This is a genomic window from Legionella maioricensis, from assembly GCF_023618015.1.
GTDB lineage: Bacteria > Pseudomonadota > Gammaproteobacteria > Legionellales > Legionellaceae > Legionella > Legionella maioricensis.
In genome coordinates this window covers 1-21,203 of record NZ_JAJKBJ010000020.1, presented here as the reverse complement: position 1 = coordinate 21,203, position 21,203 = coordinate 1, and the positions used below count along the sequence as shown (strand labels likewise).

Genomic DNA, 21,203 nt, shown 5'->3' with positions numbered 1-21,203 from the left:
GCGACTTTTATGAGGCAAAATCTATAAGGTTTACTGTATTAAAACATTGGCTTGAGACGTAGTGATTTCTGCATCACGCAACATTGTTTCAAATTCAGAAACGCTATGGGGTTGAGCCCAAAAATGCAAGATATTGCGTTTTTTTGCACATACGGTACGAATATCAGCAATGCATTGATTGATATTTATAGCGTCAGGATTTGTTGATTGCATCGCCTGTTTGATATCAGTTAACAAGTCTGCTTTCCATTGACTGTTTCTTGTTGTTTGACGCCCATTTTGTTGTGTTGACATATTCTCTATAAGCTTATCTATAATTGCCATTAGCTTTTCAGAATCTCGAACAGGTTGCTCTGGCTCATTTATAACCGGCACATCGCGAACAATTGATTTGATGTCCGGGACAATCTTCTTTATGCCGGTTTCGTCAGGCAGGATGTCACCTGGAAGAATAGAAACATGAGGAAGAGTAGCCGGTAATGTGCTGTTCGAACGACCCGAAACAAAGGAAGGTGCAATAGGTTCCGGGTTCTGCTCAGGGTTGCTTTTTATATTTAACAACTGCTCTGCTGTTATTACCGCCCAATCTTCTACAGTTAACAACACTCCATTAAGTTTGCTAACAATTAAGGCAAATAGATCGGCATTAACTTGTTGCCACATAGCAACGTCATGAAAAAGAGGCCGATTATTAATTAAGTCATGGATTTGTTCTGCGCTTAAAACAGGCGTCTCTACAACTTCAACTTTATACTGTTTTTCTTCTACTGGTACTTCTTTTTTTACTGGTTGTTGAATGGGAGTCTTGGGAGCTAACTTTAAATCTTTTATTGGGGTAAAAAAATAAACTTCCGCGTCTTTGGCTTGATCTCTAACTATTTTGGTATCTAAATGAGCAACCATTTCTTGAGGATTTTTGGTAACCGACAAATCACCAGTCAAAGAATCATAGCTGTAATAAGTATCTCCTTTCTTTACTAAGGAAATAGTATGCCCTGCCATTTTTATGGTAATCCCTTGAGAATCCAATTGAGTAATAATCGGCAGAAATTGTTGTGCCAGAGGCGGAGTATTATCTGGTCTAACAATCCTTCGCAACTCATCTACGGTAATTGTGGCCCAATTAATCTGCGTATCTGGAGCAAGCTTTTGTATGGCTGCTGTTACATCAGCATTTTGCTCAATAAACAATATAACAGCCAGCTCAACACCTTCTAAACGATTATCTCGAATAAAACCATCTCGATTGTCTAATATGTCTTCAACATTGAGGCCATCAATAGGTGCTACCAGACTCTGTTTCTTTGGATTTGCAAATACGGATGAATAATATCTTGCGTAGGCTTGCGTTTCCAATAGCCCTGTGCCATTGATAACGGCGGGAAAATCTTGTCTATACCTCCGTTGTGAATCCTCATGAGCTAATTTTACCCCTTCGTAGATTTCTTGCTCATTTTCAGCGCTTAAAATAGCATTAATTACGGCAATACTGATTAAAGTGCATGCGTTAGCTGTTTGGGCAGTGGCAAGAGATATATGTCTCATAAGTACTGTTCTCAAGATAGAATATGATGCAAGAGTATATCATAAGACCATTAAGATATTATTAAGAGCACTCTGATGGAGTAAAAATCAGAGGTAATGTAAATTACACTTGTTCAAAAGAAAAATACATGGGCTGTAATCTTTGAGTATAATTGCAAATTGTTTAAGCGTGTTAAATAGCCCCCGCACAGCGGGGTTTCTATTAATCGATAGATGATTAACGTTTTGAGTATTGAGTAATTCAACGAGCTTTGGACAAGCGCACTTTATTGCAGTTCTTCCCGATTATCATCAAGCTCCCTGTAATCAGCTATGCAACTCTACTCCCTGATTGACTTCATCGTTAACAATCATTAATGATTTTGCTTGATTGATGCCGGCTCTCCCCCAAAATGTTATAGGAATTAGCCGTTGTATATTAAGAGCCTGATACAAGGTTGAGTTCTGATCCGTAAGGACTTGCTCAAGATTATCATTTTCCTGAAGCGATTGAATTGCATCTATAATACATTCAAGTTTTGCACCACTATTCATCCAATAAGGATTCCAATGGTTCTTCTGGCCATCTCGTAGACGGTTCATAGCCGTTATTATTGCTTCACCAGCTGTACCGTGATTTTTTATAATATTTACCGCGCGCTCAAAAGGGGAGGCCACACTGTCTGTTAAGGTGCAGTCAGCAGTAATTGAAGGAATATCGTTCTGCCCGTGTGTTTCCCCCTCTTCTTGTTCAAAAGAATGCACTACATTAGAGCTATTTTCCGTGGTGTCTCCTGGTGCCATCTTAAGTAAAGTCACTATGTTTTCAGAGAGCGGGATATGGTTACGAGCATGGATAAAATCGTAAAAATAGTGGAAAATAAATAATTCAAAAGCACTATTGGGAACCGATTGTTTGTATTCACTCGCGTATAAGTTAGCTTCAAGCTGAGCTTGATTAACACCTAATCGATGAAACGCAATTTTATCCATATGGAATAGGATATCGATCATATCACTCATGTCCATATTATGATCTTGTGCATTACCCTCGAAAACAAATGCCATCTTATTTTCAGCAATAAGCGGTACATTAGGTAATCCACAGAACGAGCGAGTAACATTTTTTTGGGGAACAACTCTAAGGTCATAGGGAATAATTGCAGTGTATATATCACACGGGGTTTGCCCGCTTTTATTTTTTAAATGGCGATCGGCTCCAGCAGATAATAATGCTGCAATTAATCCCTCGTGCCGGAAAAAGCAAGCCCAATGCAGCGGGGTCATACCGTAGTTATCCGCCTCATTAATATTTACTCCCAGTAATTGATGTTTTTGAAGTAAGGCCAAGGCAGCAAGACTATTGCCAATTTTACAGGCTAATACCAAAGGTGTATTCCCCCAACTTTTAGTGCTCAATGATTCCTTATCTATAGTGGAGAAATCATACGATTGTTGAAGTTTTAAGATTTGGGTGTGTGCCGGCTCATTTACGTTACAGTAAATGGGATTTGTATAAAAACTTATTTCTTTTTGTTCCATTTGATTAGGGAACATTAAATTAATATATCGGGCCAAATTTGCTGAAAAGCCTATTTTATTCATATCAGTGTCAGCGTTAAAAGCTAACGTTCCATGTAAAAAACTGATACAAGAAGAATTTAAAATTCTATCTTTTTGCTCATCAGAGATTTGATTTCTTTGAAAAAAGTCAAAAAGATACTTTTTCAACTGGCGTTGGAGAAAGCGCTCTAAACTATTATTTGCATAAGCCTCTGAAGCCTCCAAAAAATTAATTAACTGTAAAAGAGTTTTAGATTTGAACTCCTTATAAAATTCAACACTGAATAAATTCATTTATTGTCTCTACAATTACTTAATCGCAGTATTATACTTAAACAGTATTAACATATAATTAACATAAACAAATATATCAGCCAGATCGATGTTCTCCAAAAGTTTAACATCAAATCACTTTCATCAAATATAATCTACAATGGAATACGCAGCTTATTGATTTTTATCACGATCAATCTATTCTGTCTTTTTTAGTAACAACCAGGCATTTCTTGCGCTATCTGTTATCGCGCTTTATTTTTAATCTTCAGTGAGAGCGCCGTGATAAAGTCGCAGCGCATTTTTAATAAAAAATAAATTGAGGGTGTGTATCTTGGAATGTATTGGAAAAATCTTAAATAAAAAAAACCCCGCAATGCGGGGTTTTATTAATCGATAAACAATTAACGTTTGGAGTATTGAGTAGCTCGACGTGCTTTGTGCAAACCCACTTTCTTTCTTTCTACACGACGTGAATCACGAGTCAGCAGACCACGCGCACGAAGTTTTCGGCGAAATGAATTAGGATTAGGTTCAGCATCTTCAGCCAAATCTTTTTCATCATACGCAACTAATGCTCTAGCTATTCCTAAACGAACTGCTCCAGCTTGACCAGCAATTCCACCACCAACTACGGTGACAAAAATATCAAACTTGTTGACCAGCTCAACAGTTTCCAGAGGTTGCATAACCACCATGCAAGAAGTTTCACGACAGAAATACTCTTGCAAAGTACGGTTGTTAACTTTGATCTCACCTTTACCGGGACGTAAAAAAACGCGAGCTGTTGAACTTTTTCTACGACCAGTGCCGTAGTATTGCTTCATTTCAGCCATAGTACTTATTCCTCAATCTCTAGTTGCTTGGGTTGCTGTGCAGTATGTGGATGTTCACTGCCCACATATACTTTCAATTTGCGATACATCTCTCTACCCAATGGGTTTTTTGGTAGCATGCCTTTTACAGCAAGTTCGATAATTTTTGCAGGATTTCTACCTTGCATTTTTTCGAAAGTAACCGATTTGATACCACCAGGAAAACCAGTGTGATGGTGATACATTTTGTTATTAAATTTACGGCCAGTCACAGTGACTTTTTCCGCATTAGTAACAATGATGTAATCCCCAGTATCAACATGAGGTGTGTACTCAGCTTTATGTTTGCCACGTAAACGACGGGCAATCTCAGTTGCTAAGCGACCCAAAACCTTATCGCTGGCATCGACCACGAACCAGTCACGTTTGACTTCATGGCCTTTGGCACTAAATGTCTTCATTAAATAAACTCCGAACCGCCTAAATTGGTAATCTTTCTATCATGGACGGGCGATTTTAACCAAAACAGAAACATCCTACAAGTAAAAAGGATAAAAATTTATGAACAATTAATTAAATCCCTGTAAAAACATCAAATTCCACCTGCTGAAGTGGAAACTCCTCTTTTTTTATAACCAATCGATATACTCAAACAAACCTTTTAAAATAGCAATATAGTTATCGGTCAATTAAAAGTTGTTCTACCGTTTCTCCTGCAATCAAATGACTATCAATAATTTGATCAATATCAGAGAAAGACGAATAAGTATACCACACCCCTTCGGGATAAATTACCAGACATGGACCCGATGCACAACGACCTAAACAACCTGTTTTGCTTACACGAATCTTCCCAGGGCCATGCATGTCTAATTCCAATAGCCTGGTTTTCATGTAATCAAAAAAAGGTTCACCACCAGAATTTGCGCAACATTGTTTCCCGGCGGGCTTCTGATTAGTGCATAAGAGTACGTGCTTGATATAATAAGTCAATCAGCTATTTTCCTATTGCTTCAATTTTTGTCTTTAATTTTAAACCAGGCTTAAAAGTAACCACTCTTCGAGCCACCACTGGGATTTCCTCACCAGTTTTTGGATTTCTACCTGGTCGTTGTGGTTTATCTCTTAATGTAAAATTACCAAACCCAGATAATTTTACATGCTGCCCATGCTCCAAAGCATAGCGCAACTCTTCAAAAAAATTTTCTACCATTTCCTTTGAGACTGGCTTAGACAGCTTTAATTCGTCACACAAGGTTTCCGACATAATAGCTTTGCTTAGTGCGCTCACGATTACTCCCTCAATATGATTGAAAATTCATTTTGCAATGTTTTGATTATAGCACCAATTAATGAATTGATCTCAGCATCAACTAATGTTCGACTATCATCTTGCAAAGTCATCGCTACTGCTAAACTTTTTTTACCCTCGGGAATCCCTTTTCCTACATACACATCAAATACATCAAAGGATTTTAACCAGTCTTCTTTGACGCAGGTTCTAACTGCCTCTTCAATTTGCATGGCATTAATCTGGGTATCAACCAAAAAGGATAAATCCCTTCTGATTTGCGGATATTTTGAAATTGTTTTATAGCGTGGCGCATGAAGATTAATTAATTGCGCCAAATTCATTTCAAATAATATCACATCATGAGGCAGATCCAATGCATCAGTCAATTTTGGGTGAAGCACACCTAGCCACCCAGCAGGCAGATCATTGATCATTATTTGCGCCGACTGACCAGGGTGTAACGCATCATGCGTTGCTGGAACGAAAGCAACATGCTCTAATTTTAATAATGAAAATAAGGACTGTAAATCTCCTTTGAGATCAAAAAAATCAAAGTAGCGGATAGTCTCGCTCCAATTTACCCCACCTTGTTCCCCCATTAACAAACCAGCAATACAGGCTCGCTCATTTAACTGGCCTTGTTCCACATCAAACACCACACCTATTTCAAAAAACTTAATTGCATTTTGTTGGCGGTGAATATTATACATCATGGATGCAATTAACCCAGGCCACATACCAACTCGCATTTGCGATAACTCAGACGAAATTGGATTCAGTAGCTGCATCACTTCATGTTGGGGATAAATTGCATCTTGTAGCTCGGGATCGACAAAACTGTAACTTATCGTTTCATTATATCCTCGACTTCTAAACCAAACTGCGAGTTGCTGGGCAATACGCTCATTAGCACTGGCCTTACCTGCCTGAACCAATGCATTCATTGGCTGAGCTTTTAAATTATCATAGCCATACAGGCGAATGATTTCTTCAACCAAATCAACATCCTGTTGCACATCAAATCGATGAGAAGGAACCTCTACATCAAGAATGCCTTTCTTATCCTGAATAATTTTAATACCTAGGCCTTCTAACAAACTCTTCATTTCTTCCAGTGAAATAGTAAGGCCAGTTAGTTTCTTCACCTTATTGGTATCAAAAGAAATTTGAGCTTTTGCAGGAACATGCGCCGCATTGCTGGATTCGACTATTGGGCCAGCCTGCCCACCCACAATGGATAAAATCAATGATGTTGCACGCTCCAGAGCTTTGATTTGCAGATAAGGATCGACACCACGCTCAAAACGTTGTGATGAATCACTGAACAAACCATATTTTCTGGCAACTCCAGCGATAATCACCGGATTAAAATAAGCACTTTCTAAAAATACATCTTGAGTATGGGCTTGAACTGCGCTGTCCGCCCCTCCCATAATACCAGCCATAGCCAAGGGCTTTTCTTTATCAGCGATCACTAATACTTTGTCGCTTAAGGTTACTTCCTGACCATCTAATAGTTCCAGATGTTCTGCTTCATTGCTAAAACGAACAGTAACTTCCCCTTTTAACTTAGCCAAATCAAAAGCGTGCATAGGTTGACCTAACTCAAGCATCACATAATTCATCACGTCAACAACCGGATGCAAGGCTCTGATTCCACCTCGACGCAATCGTTCAACCATCCACAAGGGAGTTGTTGCGGCAGAATTAATATTACGAATAATACGGCCACAATAACGAGGACATGCCTCAGCATTTTTTAAATTAATGGTTAGTACATCATCAATTGCAGGTGCAACAGTACTAATGGAGGGTTCTGATAGAGGCAGTTTATTTAATACGGCTACTTCACGAGCAATACCTAAAACACTGAAGCAATCAGCGCGATTAGGCGTTAAATCAATATCCAATATATGATCATCAAGAACCAGATACTCACGTAAATTCATGCCCACGGGAGCATCTTCTTCTAGCTCCATAATGCCTTCAGATTGTTCCGCCAGCCCCAGTTCGGTCACTGAGCAGAGCATTCCTTGTGATAATTCACCGCGTAGTTTGGATTCTTTAATTTTGAGACCACCAGGTAATTGGGCTCCAATCATTGCCAAAGCAACTTTTAATCCTGGTCTCACATTCGCAGCACCGCAAACAATTTTCAACGTTTGATCGTTGCCGGCCTTAACGTCACATAAAGTCAATTTATCAGCATCTGGGTGAGGTTTTGTGCTAAGTACTTCAGCAACAACCACATGACTAAATTCCCCTGCTACAGGGCTTACGGCGTCTACTTCCAAACCAGCCATAGTCAATTGAGCAGCTAACTCTTGTTCAGTTAACGAGAAGTTAACCCATTCACGTAACCATAACTTACTTAATTTCATCTATCGTCCCCATCACTTATACAACCACTTGTCTTGCGACGAGTAAATTAAAACTGACTTAAAAAGGTTAGATCGTTTTCAAACATCATCCGTAGATCATCTATTCCATAATACAACATGGCTAATCTATCCATACCCATACCAAAAGCCCATCCCTGATACTCATCAGGAGAAATATGAACTGCTCGCAACACGTTTGGATGCACCATGCCACAACCCAGTACTTCAAGCCACCCAGTAAATTTGCATGAACGGCATCCCTTACCACTGCATTGGGTACACTCTATGTCTACTTCCGCAGAAGGTTCAGTAAAAGGGAAATAGGATGGCCTGAATCTAAGCGCTAATTCGCGACCAAAAAAATGGGCAAAAAAGTCCTGCAGCAATCCCTTTAATCCGGCTAATGTAGCCTGCTGATCAATCAATAATCCTTCAACCTGATGGAACATGGGCGTATGAGTGAGATCAGAATCACAACGATAAACCCTTCCAGGAGCAATTAAGCGAAATGGTGGTTTACGCTGTTCCATTGTACGAATTTGTACTGGAGAGGTATGGGTGCGCAGTAAACGTCCATCACCAAAATAAAAGGTATCATGCATTGCACGAGCTGGATGATGTCCGGGAATATTTAACGCCTCAAAATTATAAAATTCAGTTTCGATTTCAGGTCCGTCAACAATATCAAAACCCAAACGACTGAAATACTCATTAATTCGGTGTTTCACTTGAGTCACGGGATGCAATGAACCAGACTGTTTGTTGCGTCCAGGAAGGGTTACATCTATTTTCTCTGCTGATAATTTCGCTGCTAATTGTATTTCTTTTAATTCCAGCATTTTCGTTTCAATCAATGCACTGATGTCACGTTTTGCTTGATTGACTAATTGCCCCATTTTAGGCTTTTCTTCGGCAGATAAACCAGCCAGACCTTTTAAAATCTCAGTCAGTTTGCCTTTTTTTCCTAGGAAGTCAACGCGAATTAGTTCCAGAATAGCAATATCTTGTGCGTTATTAATTGCTTCAGAAGCCTGTTCTTGTATGGTGATGATATCCTGCATATTTATACCCACAAGTAAAAAGGAGGCCTTAGCCTCCTCGATATTTTTTATTTTGTAACCACTTTAAATTTAGTTACGCTGGGCCTATTACAAATGAATTTAAGATCTAAAGTCACTTACATCAAACTAAGACCCATCTAATAACAAATTAACCTGCTAATGCAGCTTTAGCTTGTTCAGCCACTGCAGCAAAGGCTACTTTATCATTAACAGCCATGTCTGCCAGTATTTTTCTATCCAGCTCAATTGATGCTTTTTTCAAACCATCAATCAAACGGCTATAAGACATACCACATTCACGAGCTTGTGCATTAATACGAACTATCCATAGAGCACGGAATTGTCGTTTTTTCTGACGTCTATCACGATATGCATATTGACCAGCTTTAATTACTGCTTGTTTCGCTACGCGATAGGTCCGGCTACGTGCACCGTAATAACCTTTAGCTTGATCTAAAATTTTCTTGTGACGGGCTTTCGCTGTCACACCACGTTTAACTCTTGGCATTTTTTAATCCTCCCCTTAACTACCGTGCAACATACGCTCTGCCAAACGCGCATCGCATGGCTTCAAAGTACTGGCACCTACGCGTAAATGGCGTTTTTGCTTAGTAGACTTCTTGGTGAGGATATGGTTTCTATAAGCGCCACGACGTTTAATCGCACCACTCGCTGTCTTACGGAAGCGTTTAGCTGCTCCACGATGTGACTTTAACTTTGGCATAACATAATACTCCGCATTGATATTTGTTTTTCATAACAAATATTATTTAGCTACTTAGTTTTTTTGGGTGATAATACCATCAGTAATTGTCTTCCTTCACGCTTAGCATGCTGCTCAACAACCGCAAATTCAGCCGTATCCGCCTGGATGCGTTCCAGAATTTTCATACCGAGTTCTTGATGAGCCATCTCACGACCACGAAAACGCAGCGTAATTTTGACCTTATCACCATGATTGAGGAAACGGATCAGGTTGCGTAGCTTGACCTGATAATCTCCATCTTCCGTTGTTGGACGGAATTTTAATTCCTTAACCTGAATTTGCTTTTGCTTTTTTCTTGCTTCAGCTTGTTTTTTATTCAGTTCAAAGACAAATTTACCATAATCCATAATGCGGCAGACCGGGGGTTTGGCTGTTGGTGATATCTCAACCAAATCCAATCCATCCTCTTCTGCTGCACGCAGTGCTTCTCTTGTTGATACAATTCCTGCCTGGTTACCATCGACATCAATTAAGCGTACCTCAGGTACAGTGATCTGTTCATTAATTCGTGCGCGATCATTTTCACGCTTAGTTGGTGCACTAATGGTTTATTCCTCCAGCTCGTTATTTATAGAGATCCCTTACGGACAATTTCTTGCGTCAAGGTATCACAAATTGTATCTATTGTCATCACACCTAAATCCGCACCTTCACGAGTTCGTACAGCGACTTGACCAGCTTCAACTTCTTTGTCGCCTATAACTAATAAATAAGGTACTTTTTGTAAAGTGTGTTCACGGATTTTAAAGCCAATTTTCTCATTTCTCAAGTCAAAATTTGCACGAATACCTCTTTTTTGCAAAATTTGACTCACTTTTTCTGCGTATTCATTCTGTTTTTCACTAATAGTGAGTACCGAAGCTTGTACTGGAGACAGCCATAACGGTAGTTTCCCAGCATAATGCTCTATTAGAATACCCATAAAACGTTCAAAAGAACCTAATATTGCTCGATGCAACATGACCGGAACTTGTTTATTACCATTTTCAGCAATATAACTGGCGTCTAAACGTGCAGGCATGGAAAAATCGACTTGTATGGTTCCACATTGCCATATCCTGCCCAGGCAATCAGACAAGGAACACTCAATCTTTGGACCGTAAAATGCACCCTCACCAGGGGCATCTATCCATTCAATATTTCTTCCTTTCATGGCAAGTTTCAGGGCATTTTCTGCTTTATCCCAAACCTCATCAGAGCCTACGCGTTTTTCAGGTCGCAGCGCTAAACGATATTTGATCTCATTAAATCCAAAATCAGTATAAACTGATTGGACCAGCTCCAACATCATCGCTACTTCTGATTGAATTTGATCTTCCGTACAAAAAATATGGGCATCATCTTGCACCATATTGCGAACCCGCATTAATCCATGTAATGAACCAGAAGGCTCACAGCGATGGCAGTTACCAAACTCCGAAAGTCTTAATGGCAGATCTCGATAACTTTTCAAACCTTGATTGTAGACTTGAATATGGCAAGGACAATTCATCGGTTTTACAGCATAGTGGCGATTGTCTGTTTCCGTAACAAACATTTCATCTCTAAAGTTATCCCAATGACCTGATTTTTCCCAAAGTACTCGGTCCACCAATTGAGGGGTTTTAATTTCCTGATAACCAAAATCAGCCAATCGCATGCGCATATAACGCTCTAACTCTTGGTAAATCGTCCATCCTTTGGGATGCCAAAAAACCATTCCCGGAGCAATATCCTGGAAGTGAAACAAATCCAAAGCTTTGCCTAATTTACGATGATCACGCTTTTCCGCTTCTTCCATTCTGAATAAATAGTCAGCCAAGGACTTTTTATCTGCCCAAGCGGTACCATAAATTCGCTGTAGCATTTCATTATTAGAATCACCACGCCAATACGCACCGGCTAACTTAGTCAGTTTGAATGCTTTTAAAAATCCGGTTGAAGGTACATGGGGACCTCGGCACAGATCTTCAAAGTCACCTTGCTTATATAGAGAAAGCACTTCATCGGCGGGAATATCAGCAATAATTTTTGCCTTATACTCTTCCCCTAAACTTTTAAAATATTTTATTGCTTCATCGCGTGGTAATACCCTACGAGTAACAGGATAATTGGCTTTAGCCAGTTCATGCATTTTTGCTTCTATTAATTCCAAATCTTCTGGAGTAAATGCTCTTTGGAATGCGAAATCATAAAAAAAGCCATCATCAATAACTGGACCTATGGTCACTTGAGCAGTGGGAAAAAGAGATTTTACGGCTTGAGCGAGCAAATGAGCAGTAGAATGACGAATAACTTCCAAGCTGTCCTCTTGCTTTTCAGTCACTATAACTAAGGAACAATCGGTTTCAATAAGATAAGTGGTATCTACTAAACGACCATCTACACGACCGGCCAATGCAGCCTTGGCTAACCCCGGGCTGATATGATGCGCTACATCATAAATGGTTAAGGGCGCTTCAAAATGTTTTACACTTCCGTCAGGCAATTTAATGTTGGGCATAGTTTTATCCGTCTTTGCGTCCGTAAAGCACTTCTTTTTTCAAAAAAAAACCCTGCATAGCAAGCAGGGTTTAAACCTTAATAATCTGTGCAGTAGTTGCTGTTTTAGATTCTACTATATAATTCAGGTTATATGGTAGGCACGAGTGGGATCGAACCACCGACCACCACCATGTCAAGGTGGTGCTCTACCACTGAGCTACGTGCCTATAATTCGACCTGCATTCAAATTGGCTTGAATTATATAATAAGGTAGTATTATAAAGCAAATCATTTAAAACGATTTTTGGATTAAATTTATGTGGTGCAAAATAGATGAACAACATGTTTCACTCAATGTGTATGCCAAACCTAATGCAAAAAAAACGGCTCTTTTGGAAATAACCAAAGACGCATTACATATTGCCCTGCATGCCCAACCTAAAGAGGGTGAGGCTAATAAAGAACTCATCCTCTTTATAGCAAAACTCTTTAAGATACCTAAAACACAAATTACTTTATTACGAGGCCAGGAAAGTCGACACAAACAGCTTAGAGTTCCTTTAACAGAAACCCTGCAGAAATTTATCAATGACGCGCCATCCTTTAGCTAAATCCCAATTACCAGAGTCACGGGATAGTGTCATCCCGTCACTCCTCAAATGATCCCCTCTCCAGGAAAGTAAGAATTAACTTCTTTGTTTTTGCATGATTCATAATAAAAGTATGCGTGGAGTTGATGACCATAGGCTCAGTTTGCCCTTGCAACCAGGCCGAGGAAGGCGGAACTTTGGCGTCAAACCGCCCAGCGATTATACCCATCTTAATATTTGGCACCGGCACATGATGCACGTAGGACTCTTTGTCTGAACTTAGCTCAGCCAATGGTTTTATTGAGGAGGTGATTAGGGGAAACATTTTTGTAGATAGCTTGGCGAGCAAGGAACCCTGGTTAGGAGGTGCCAGCATCACCAGGGTGCCAATATGTTTCAACTGATCGGGTGGCCATCTAGATAATGCCTCTCTGACAATGATGCCCCCCAGGCTGTGAGTGACAAAATGAATTTTTATCCCTGAATGGATCGCTAATATACGATTGATGTATTGGTTCAAATAAATTGCATGTTCGTGAATCGTGTATTTTGCCGAAGGGTAATTATAGTAATATACCTGATAACCTTGATTTTCCAGATAGAGTTTTAATGGCCTCATACTCATGTAAGAACGCAGTAAACCATGGATTAACACTACGACTTCCCGGTGATGTTTTACTTTAACCTGAACTCCAGGGGAAACCGGCTTCGTTTGCGTGTTATTGTTGGGTAAAAATGCAAATGTTTGAGTCATCCACGTCATCCCGATGAAGAACAACAGAATGAACTTAGTGATTTGAACTTTATTAGGTAAAAATTCCAATTTCTTTCCTGAACACCACTTGTTAGAAAACGATACTATTTAAACTTTATCCTCTTGCTCTATCAATTAGATTTAAGCCTTAAAAGCTTAAATCTAATTGCCATAACCCTCTTCAATAAGGATAACCTATATCGTCATCTGAATCATCAGCGAAAGTGTTCTCCTCAACCATCTGTACTGACTTAGTTCGATTAATGCCGAAAGCACCTAAAAAGGTTAATGCACTAATCCGTGGCTGGTTAACCGCTTTATAAAGATTGGACTCTTTATCATTGAGTACTTCATCAAGCAAGACTGTCGGCGGAAGCGCTTCAAATTCGGCTATGATGTTTTTAAGTTTGGTGCCACTATTCATCCAATAAGGATTCCAGTAATTTTCCTGACCTTCTTTTAGTCTGCTCATCATGTCAATCATTCTATTGCCTATTTCACCATAGTCTTCCAAACGTTCTATGGTGCGATAATAAGCTTGATTGGTTTCCTTATCATGAACATCCTGAACACGTCTCCATAAGTTTTGGGTGTGTGCATCCTGTATTTCCTGGCCTTCAATCCAGCTCATAAATTTAGCTAACGCTGCGACTCGATCAATAATAGTTTCCGAGGAGGAAGAGGCCATTGAAAAAATCTGCACTTTCTGAAACCGGGCTGCTGGAATATATTCATCCAATCCTAAAACTTTACAGGGAAATTCTGTCAGAAATGGCGACCGTCTAATATCCAGTTTATTTTGAATATGCCAATTTTTTACAACCTTTCTATATTTAATTAAATCATCACCATACATCTCTTCATAATCTATGCCTTTATCAAGGGGAACATATTTTCCCCAATGGAGTTTGGCTTTGAATTTTCTAATAAAATAATGAACCATTTTATCGCGAAACGCTTCAAAACCTACCGCACCAGGACTGGAAACCACATCAAATCCACAGGTAAATCTTTTCTTATTGTGATGAGTACCTGGAGCGATACTAAAGGGGTAATCCTTATTAAGAAACACTCTGGCATAAGCACCAAAGGTCACCGGCGCCTCTCCTTTATCTTTTGCTTTCTGGGTTTCTTTAGCCACTTTTATAAAGGAATCAATCATCTCTTGAAAATTATCGCTGACTGGAAACAAGCAATCAAAATCATTGATGTCCCAAGGATAGCTCACTTGATAATGGTAGATATCTGGTGCAGGGCCAACGGATATGACCTGCCCCCGCCCTATTGCGAAACGGGTTACCACATATTTCATATAAGCAGGAACTAATTGAGGAAATAGAGCCAAAATATCCGTAACTTTTAAACCCTCTTCTATTTCGACTTCCAAATCTTGTTCCATTTGTCTCGCCAGGACATCAATATTCCTGTCTTCGGAATTTAAAGGGACTGATCGGTACTCCATAACTTTTATATTTTTGATTTCAGTATTAGTGAGATCATGCTCGTAGGTCGGTGCATAATAAACACTGAACATAGGGTATTCTTTACGAGGCAATTTGCCCGTTTTTACCGCGTCAATGAACTCAGGAAGGCTCATTGCTGTCTGGACGCACTCCAGTTTCTCAGCGGGTTTACATTCCAGCTCCATCTCAACAACGATACCGAAAAGACCTAAATGTGCCGAAACAATGGTATCAAAATCCTCTGGATTGGTAGTTCTATCGATTTTTTTAAGCTTCCCATCCATTAACAGGAAAGTGATTGATTTTATATTATCAGCATATCCGCCATTGCGCATATCAGTTCCGTGCCCCCCCACTGCGGCAAGACCGAAAGGAGTTACACGATTAATAAGACTGGGGGGATTTTGAGTGGCCAATTTGAATGTTCTGTCCAGTATTTCATCAAATGCCTTGATTTGAGGACCGGGTATTATTTTTACAGTAGTGGCATCTACTTGCTGGATGGCGTCAACATCATTAGCAAGAACAAGGTTAATCACAATATCAGCACTAACCAGATCGGTTAGGGAAAATGACTTATTGTATTTTTCATTATCAGTTTCCAATAACTCTGATGATCTGTAATCTTCCTCATCCTTCCCACCAGCAGCCACACGGCAGGTAATACGATCTTCAGGATTTTTTTGCTGATTAAGCTCATAAATTTTCTTAATGACCGCTTGTGCCGATTCCAAATTATAAACTTTCAGCACCAGAACATCTGAAAGATTGACGGTTTTACAGAAATTGCTCCATTCAGTATTTTCGCTGTAATCGATATCAAGATTATTGTCTGTTATCAAGCGAACAATTTTGTTTTGCTGTTTAGGGGTTAACGCCATTAGAATTCTCCCTGAAATCTAATTAGTCAGAATTCATTATACACATCGGCAAAGAAAACCAAATTCTTTAAGCAAAGATTTCCTATTTTGATTCTCATCAATCACGTTAACGCTTAAGCCCCTTCTGAGCCGGACTGGTGCCTGAATAAAAATCAAATAAATAAGAGAAATGCCAATATGAATCACGTTCCATTATTTGATCTTTTTATCGAAAAAATATACACTTCATGGTAATTAATCATCATGAGCAACATTATGTCACACTCTGAAAACACTAACCGCATCGCGCTAGATAGAGAATTTACCGAACGTTTTATCACCGCGCTTACCGATGATATACATTCAAGCAAACATGGAACAGAAACGAATTCGCAAGTATTAGCTGTCGCTAAATACCTCCTTAACCATCCCGAGGTATGCCCTACATTAAGTTTAGAGCAAATTATTAGAGGGACATTGAATATGGCACTTGCTCTTGAAGACGCTAAATATCGGATTATCTTTGCAGAGAATGTTGGTGAAGACAAATTCAAACAATACAGAGAGGAAAGGGCTAAATGGTTTGGTGATTACGATCAGGGAGTAGACGCAGCAATTGGCGATCTTGATAGCTTTTGGCCAATAGCTATCCCTGTTATTAAACGAGCAGCCAAAAGTCCTTTATTTATGATGTCTTCATGTGTCCCAAAAACTTTAGCTGTATATTTTGAATATGCAAAACAACTGGACAATGATTTTGAACCACCAACACTTCCTTCTCCAGACCGTTCACATTTTAGTGTGCCAAGAGATCGCCAGGGGTACTTGGAATTTGAAATTGATACCCGAAAAGTAAAAAAATCTTCTGAAGATGAGAAAATCTTCTTAAAAGCAATATTACAAGATTTTTCGAATAAAATTACCCAAGTAAGCGGTAACGAAGGTACTATATTAGTAGCTGAAAAATTGAAAACGAAGCTGAGAGAAGCCGTAGACATCTACCTCGATGGCCAACCCACCAAGGAAGCGAAAGAACTCTTTATTACAAGCTGCAGCGCTGCAATAGAAGAAGCAAAACCATTACTGGAAAAGGAGTTGGGCTGGGGTGACTATCTCACCAATTTATTAAAGTCCCTGGTAAATGCGGTGATTTCTGCAACTAACTCCGCAACTCGCTCTAATTTTACTTTATTCTCTAAAGCCAAGGCCTCTTTAGTACCAGAGGTAGAAGATATAGAGCAAAATCTCAGAGATAACATGTCTCCTTCCAATTAAAACTCATCAAAACTAGTGAGGCTATAATTAGCCTCATTTTCATATTTAGCCAATTAGAAAAGCAATGTAATTAAGACATTCTATAAGGATGAAGACATTACTATGAGAGATTAAGCCAAACACCCTCAGACCATTAGGGCATGGCTTTAATTAAAATAGCTTATGAGTCTTATTCCAGCCCATTAAACTACTCAATAAACAGCAAAACTAATAGAAAGGTCTGAACAGAGGGGATCTATTCAGACCATAATATTGCGAGGCAAGCTGCTATGGTTATGCCACTTTTCCTCTTGTTGGACTTTGAGGTGATACCTGTTCCATCGCGTATCACCAGCTTCCGTGTTTGGACGTTTTGAAACCGTTTCCTTTCGTTTCGCTAAAAATTATACTAAATCAGTTTCCATTGTCAACAATTAATTTCAAAAGGAAACTTTAAGTTTCCAAAATGCCTTTATTTGCAGGTTTTTTCTCCCTTTGTTACACTCTACCAAGTTCTCAGCATTCAGGTTGTTTGTATCTCCATGGAAAAAGTTAACTTAACCAAACAGTTTGCTTATCGTCTTCGTGATGCAATGATTGCCGTGGGATTTAATTCGCAACGCTCTGCTTCTGGAGTATGCATTCACAAATTGGCAGAGATAACCGGGTATTCAGCGCAGATTTGTCGAAAATATCTTCGCGGGGAAGCCATACCCGAGCCCATTAAATTAATGGAGATTGCTGCGAAACTACAGGTTTCTCCCGGCTGGTTATTATTTGGTGATGCTCATAATGATCAAAGTACTTCGCAAAATAAAATCACAATAAGCAAAAATTTACTTCACTATATTTTCACAAGAGCAGCTTGTCTATATAATGGCGAACTTAAGGAACAAGAGGTGCCTGACTTTTTGATGGAATTGATTAATGACATCAGTCTAATCAATGCAAACGAAGAGCAGTCTAAAAAAATTATAGACTTGGCTTTATCTTCAGTGAAGCATTTTAGCCATCCGCATGGAACGTAGGACAAAAACGAGTCATGGAATATAACCATAATGATTTAATGCCACATCCCCAGTTTTTGGAGCTTCTTTTTGCCTTCAAAAGCAAAGTTTCAACTGTATTCAGAGATATACTAGGAATACATGAAATTCATCATATGGCTTTAACGCGCATCAATACCAATAACCAGATACTCACTTTTTCCTCTACTCCTTCCATGGAGTTTAATTTATTTAATAGTTCTCTCTGGCGTTACGATTTATCTTATAACCCTCTATGGTTTAATTTATGCAGCCAGGCGCCTTGGCAAACGTTATATAATCCAACGCGTTATGATGAGCTTTATTACCTTAAACAAATCAAACATGGTTTTCCAATAGGTTTAGCCCTTGCTGCAAAGATAGACGAACATTGCGTTATTTATTCTTTAGCAAGTCATAAGTCCTGCCCGCATACACGTGAACTATTCTCGACTCAACAAGAAGAGTTTTACCAAATAGGACAATATTGCTCCAATATGTTAAATCCTTTGTTTAATCACTGTGATATGTTGGCCTCCCAAGCATTATCGAAGCAGGTTGAATATGAAACATCAAAATAAAGCCATATTAGGCGGACTCATGGGTAATATAGTAGAAGCTTATGATATGTCCATCTGTTACTTTCTCTCTTCTGAGTTATCCCGTGTCCTTCTGGGAATTAATAAAGACAACCCCACCGTGATGTTGTCTCTTATTTTCATAGCCTATTTAGCAAAACCTATAGGTGCTTTTATTTTGGGTTTACTTTCAGACTTATATGGCCGAAAAAATGTTCTTATGGTTTCAATTATTATTATGGGGGTTTCCACAGCCTTAATAGGAGTGATTCCGGGCTATGATCAGATTGGCCTGTTTGCCGCAGGATTTTTATTAGCTTTAAGAATAATCCAAAGCATGGCGCTGGGCTCTGAGTTTTTAAACTCATCTTCGTTATTGGTGGAAAGTGGCGATGGCAAACAACGAGGCTTTAGAGGGTGCTGGTCTTCAGTTGGGGTAAAAGCAGGTTATTTACTCGCTTGCCTCATTGTAGAAGGTATCCATTATTATTCAAATCTTTACCCAGAATATGAGAATCTTTGGCGTATTCCTTTTTTAGTGGCTTTAGTAACGACCCTAATTGGATTTTATATTCGAGCAAAAATGCCCGAAAGCCTGGCTTATGTCCTTTATTATGCTAATAGAGAAAAGCCCTCCACCCTCGATATTTATAAGCAATCGCTACACTTCGTGAAAAAGCACCCTTTTATGTTCCATTTTGCTTTTTTCTCAAGCTTTTTATCGGTTACAACCGGCTTCTTTTTTTATTTATACATCCCCTTGCATGCAATTCAATATGCCCATATCTCCCGTTCACTGATTATGACTTCCAATACATTGTCTTTAGTCTTTGTAACCTTGCTTATTCCGGTTTTCGGTTGGATTTCTGATCGTCAAGACCGGCTTAAAATGCTCATTTTTGCCAGTAGCGGATTGCTGATCTTGGCTTACCCTTTTATGCACGTGATTAATTATGGCAATGCGGGATACTTTATTTCTATGCAATTGATAATCTCCATTCCATGTGCTTGCTATTACAGTGTTGCAACCGTGCTACTCACTGAATTATTTCCTTTGCAGATCCGTTGCACTGCGTTGTCCATAGTATATTCTACCGCAGCAAGTCTGGCAGCAGGCCTTCCTCCTTTAATATCAGATTATCTGGCTAGAACAACTCAAATGCCTAGTTCGCCCAGTATTATCATTATCTTTTTGGCAACCGTAGTACTGATTAATATTAAGATTTTAGCGCGGGGTTACCGGAAAGGAGAAAACCAATACATCATTTCCCCCCTTGAACAGGAAAAACCTGTTTTTACTGTTCAATATCAAAAGCCGGCAAAGATTTAGAATGAAGTATTTAAAAACTTGTTTTAATTTCTGTTATTTTTTCCAGACTCTCGGCTATCATTTCACTAAATTGTTGCATCCCCTCTCCCTGAAGAAATGCAATTTGCTCTTCAGCATCCTCATCAGTGGCCACTAAATTAACCAAAGTTTCTATTCCTTTAATCGCAGCAGTCACTTCTTTAGAAACCGTAGATAATTTCTTAACATACTCATCGCGACTGTTATTATCTTCATATACAAATGAGTTCTGTAATTTAGCATCAATCTCAGCACGTAAACCTTTCAATTTTTGATCAAGTCTAATGATATTTTCTCGTAAACTACGATCCATATTATTTATTAATAGTTTCGACTGATTTTCAGTGTTTCTAGCCATCTATTACTCCTGCTACGATTACGTGCAAATCTATTATCTATTAATTAAATTCTAGCCGAAGCTCAGTATTTCGCCATTTGTTTTAATAGTGTTATCATTGTTTTTTTTAATAGCAATGAACCTTATGTTACTCCATTATCTTTTTATCATGGGCATTTGTGTAGAAGCAGTAACGGGTGCTTTAGCAGCTGGTCGCAAAAAAATGGACTTTTTTGGTGTGATGCTTATAGCGTGCATTACTGCCTTAGGCGGAGGTGCCGTAAGAGACGTATTGTTTAATACTTATCCTCTTACCTGGGTCGCTCATCCTGAGTATTTATTATATACCTCTTTGTGTGCTTTTTTAACCATATTTATTGCTCATTCCTTAGTGAGAGTGATGAAGATTTTTTTAGTTCTCGATGCTCTGGGATTATCTACTTTTGTTATTATCGGCACCCAAAAGGTTCTCTCTCATGGTATGTCACCCAGTGTAGCAGTGATTAGTGGAATGATTACTGGTATTTGTGGTGGTATGTTGCGAGATATTTTATGTAATGATATCCCTTTGGTCTTAAGAAAAGAATTGTATGCCGTCGTTGCCCTTGCCGGCGCTCTACTTTTTATTAGCCTTGATTTTTTTGATGTTCCCAAAAATATCAATGTCCTTGTTACTTTAGCCGGTATTTTCGTTGCAAGACTTTTGGCTATTTTTTTCCATATTGAAATTCCAATCTTTGACTATTCAGAAAGTCTAAAAAGACGCCAAAAGAAATAATCCTGGATTCAGCATTTAAATTATCATTGAATTTCAGGATTATTTAGAGAATGTTGACAATTAGTCTTTCGACGTC

Annotated in this window: 21 protein-coding genes and 1 tRNA gene; 6 read left to right on the top strand and 16 right to left on the bottom strand. The window is 39.0% G+C overall.

Going from position 1 to position 21,203, the window contains the following annotated elements; genetic code table 11:
- Positions 1-30: 30 nt before the first annotated feature.
- The 13 genes from LOX96_RS13855 to LOX96_RS13795 form a co-directional block, all read right to left on the bottom strand.
- Complete coding sequence (locus LOX96_RS13855; protein WP_250423074.1) at positions 31-1,545, bottom strand: hypothetical protein; 1,515 nt, start codon at positions 1,543-1,545, stop codon at positions 31-33.
- Between the two features lie 306 nt (positions 1,546-1,851).
- Positions 1,852-3,381: an ankyrin repeat domain-containing protein gene (locus tag LOX96_RS13850; protein WP_250423073.1), complete on the bottom strand. Its 1,530-nt coding sequence runs from the start codon at positions 3,379-3,381 to the stop codon at positions 1,852-1,854.
- A gap of 383 nt (positions 3,382-3,764) precedes the next feature.
- Positions 3,765-4,196, bottom strand: coding sequence for a 30S ribosomal protein S9 (rpsI, locus tag LOX96_RS13845; RefSeq protein WP_250423069.1), 432 nt, complete (start codon positions 4,194-4,196; stop codon positions 3,765-3,767).
- A gap of 5 nt (positions 4,197-4,201) precedes the next feature.
- The gene (rplM, locus tag LOX96_RS13840; RefSeq protein ID WP_250423066.1) at positions 4,202-4,636 is read right to left on the bottom strand and encodes a 50S ribosomal protein L13; all 435 of its coding nucleotides are present in this window, start codon (positions 4,634-4,636) and stop codon (positions 4,202-4,204) included.
- Between the two features lie 217 nt (positions 4,637-4,853).
- On the bottom strand, positions 4,854-5,168 hold the full coding sequence (locus tag LOX96_RS13835) for a (2Fe-2S) ferredoxin domain-containing protein (RefSeq protein WP_250423064.1): 315 nt from the start codon (positions 5,166-5,168) through the stop codon (positions 4,854-4,856).
- A 4-nt stretch (positions 5,169-5,172) separates the two neighbouring features.
- Entirely contained in the window at positions 5,173-5,466 is a 294-nt protein-coding gene (locus tag LOX96_RS13830; RefSeq protein ID WP_250423062.1) for an integration host factor subunit alpha, read from the bottom strand.
- A gap of 2 nt (positions 5,467-5,468) precedes the next feature.
- A complete protein-coding gene (pheT, locus tag LOX96_RS13825; RefSeq protein ID WP_250423060.1) occupies positions 5,469-7,850 on the bottom strand; it encodes a phenylalanine--tRNA ligase subunit beta in 2,382 nt (793 codons plus the stop codon).
- A gap of 47 nt (positions 7,851-7,897) precedes the next feature.
- The gene (gene pheS / locus LOX96_RS13820; protein ID WP_250423058.1) at positions 7,898-8,911 is read right to left on the bottom strand and encodes a phenylalanine--tRNA ligase subunit alpha; all 1,014 of its coding nucleotides are present in this window, start codon (positions 8,909-8,911) and stop codon (positions 7,898-7,900) included.
- A 148-nt stretch (positions 8,912-9,059) separates the two neighbouring features.
- Entirely contained in the window at positions 9,060-9,419 is a 360-nt protein-coding gene (gene rplT, locus LOX96_RS13815) for a 50S ribosomal protein L20 (RefSeq protein WP_250423056.1), read from the bottom strand.
- Between the two features lie 15 nt (positions 9,420-9,434).
- Complete coding sequence (rpmI, locus tag LOX96_RS13810) at positions 9,435-9,635, bottom strand: 50S ribosomal protein L35 (protein ID WP_035889291.1); 201 nt, start codon at positions 9,633-9,635, stop codon at positions 9,435-9,437.
- 50 nt (positions 9,636-9,685) lie between these two features.
- Entirely contained in the window at positions 9,686-10,222 is a 537-nt protein-coding gene (gene infC, locus LOX96_RS13805; RefSeq protein ID WP_250423154.1) for a translation initiation factor IF-3, read from the bottom strand.
- A gap of 23 nt (positions 10,223-10,245) precedes the next feature.
- Complete coding sequence (gene thrS / locus LOX96_RS13800) at positions 10,246-12,159, bottom strand: threonine--tRNA ligase (RefSeq protein WP_250423054.1); 1,914 nt, start codon at positions 12,157-12,159, stop codon at positions 10,246-10,248.
- A 133-nt stretch (positions 12,160-12,292) separates the two neighbouring features.
- Positions 12,293-12,367: transfer RNA gene (locus tag LOX96_RS13795), tRNA-Val, on the bottom strand.
- 90 nt (positions 12,368-12,457) lie between these two features.
- Between LOX96_RS13795 and LOX96_RS13790 the strand changes: the two genes are divergently transcribed.
- Positions 12,458-12,751 carry a DUF167 domain-containing protein gene (locus LOX96_RS13790; RefSeq protein WP_250423052.1) on the top strand — a complete coding sequence of 98 codons (294 nt, stop codon included), beginning with the start codon at positions 12,458-12,460 and terminating at the stop codon, positions 12,749-12,751.
- 37 nt (positions 12,752-12,788) lie between these two features.
- On the opposite strand, the gene LOX96_RS13785 is transcribed toward LOX96_RS13790, so the two are convergent.
- Positions 12,789-13,484 carry an esterase/lipase family protein gene (locus tag LOX96_RS13785; protein ID WP_431606643.1) on the bottom strand — a complete coding sequence of 232 codons (696 nt, stop codon included), beginning with the start codon at positions 13,482-13,484 and terminating at the stop codon, positions 12,789-12,791.
- A gap of 181 nt (positions 13,485-13,665) precedes the next feature.
- Positions 13,666-15,828: an FAD-binding oxidoreductase gene (locus tag LOX96_RS13780; protein WP_250423048.1), complete on the bottom strand. Its 2,163-nt coding sequence runs from the start codon at positions 15,826-15,828 to the stop codon at positions 13,666-13,668.
- Between the two features lie 255 nt (positions 15,829-16,083).
- Between LOX96_RS13780 and LOX96_RS13775 the strand changes: the two genes are divergently transcribed.
- The 4 genes from LOX96_RS13775 (at position 16,084) to LOX96_RS13760 (ending at position 19,994) form a co-directional block, all read left to right on the top strand.
- The gene (locus LOX96_RS13775; RefSeq protein WP_250423045.1) at positions 16,084-17,082 is read left to right on the top strand and encodes a hypothetical protein; all 999 of its coding nucleotides are present in this window, start codon (positions 16,084-16,086) and stop codon (positions 17,080-17,082) included.
- A 521-nt stretch (positions 17,083-17,603) separates the two neighbouring features.
- Positions 17,604-18,089, top strand: coding sequence for a helix-turn-helix domain-containing protein (locus tag LOX96_RS13770; protein WP_250423043.1), 486 nt, complete (start codon positions 17,604-17,606; stop codon positions 18,087-18,089).
- A gap of 14 nt (positions 18,090-18,103) precedes the next feature.
- Positions 18,104-18,667 (top strand): hypothetical protein, encoded by a 564-nt coding sequence (locus tag LOX96_RS13765; RefSeq protein WP_250423041.1) that lies wholly within the window; start codon positions 18,104-18,106, stop codon positions 18,665-18,667.
- A complete protein-coding gene (locus LOX96_RS13760) occupies positions 18,651-19,994 on the top strand; it encodes an MFS transporter (RefSeq protein WP_250423039.1) in 1,344 nt (447 codons plus the stop codon). Before LOX96_RS13765 ends, LOX96_RS13760 begins: the two co-directional genes overlap by 17 nt.
- A gap of 10 nt (positions 19,995-20,004) precedes the next feature.
- Here LOX96_RS13760 and LOX96_RS13755 read toward each other — a convergent pair whose 3' ends face one another.
- Complete coding sequence (locus tag LOX96_RS13755) at positions 20,005-20,370, bottom strand: hypothetical protein (RefSeq protein WP_250423037.1); 366 nt, start codon at positions 20,368-20,370, stop codon at positions 20,005-20,007.
- Between the two features lie 124 nt (positions 20,371-20,494).
- On the opposite strand from LOX96_RS13755, the gene LOX96_RS13750 reads away from it, so the two are divergent.
- Positions 20,495-21,127 carry a trimeric intracellular cation channel family protein gene (locus LOX96_RS13750; RefSeq protein WP_250423035.1) on the top strand — a complete coding sequence of 211 codons (633 nt, stop codon included), beginning with the start codon at positions 20,495-20,497 and terminating at the stop codon, positions 21,125-21,127.
- Positions 21,128-21,203: the final 76 nt, after the last annotated feature.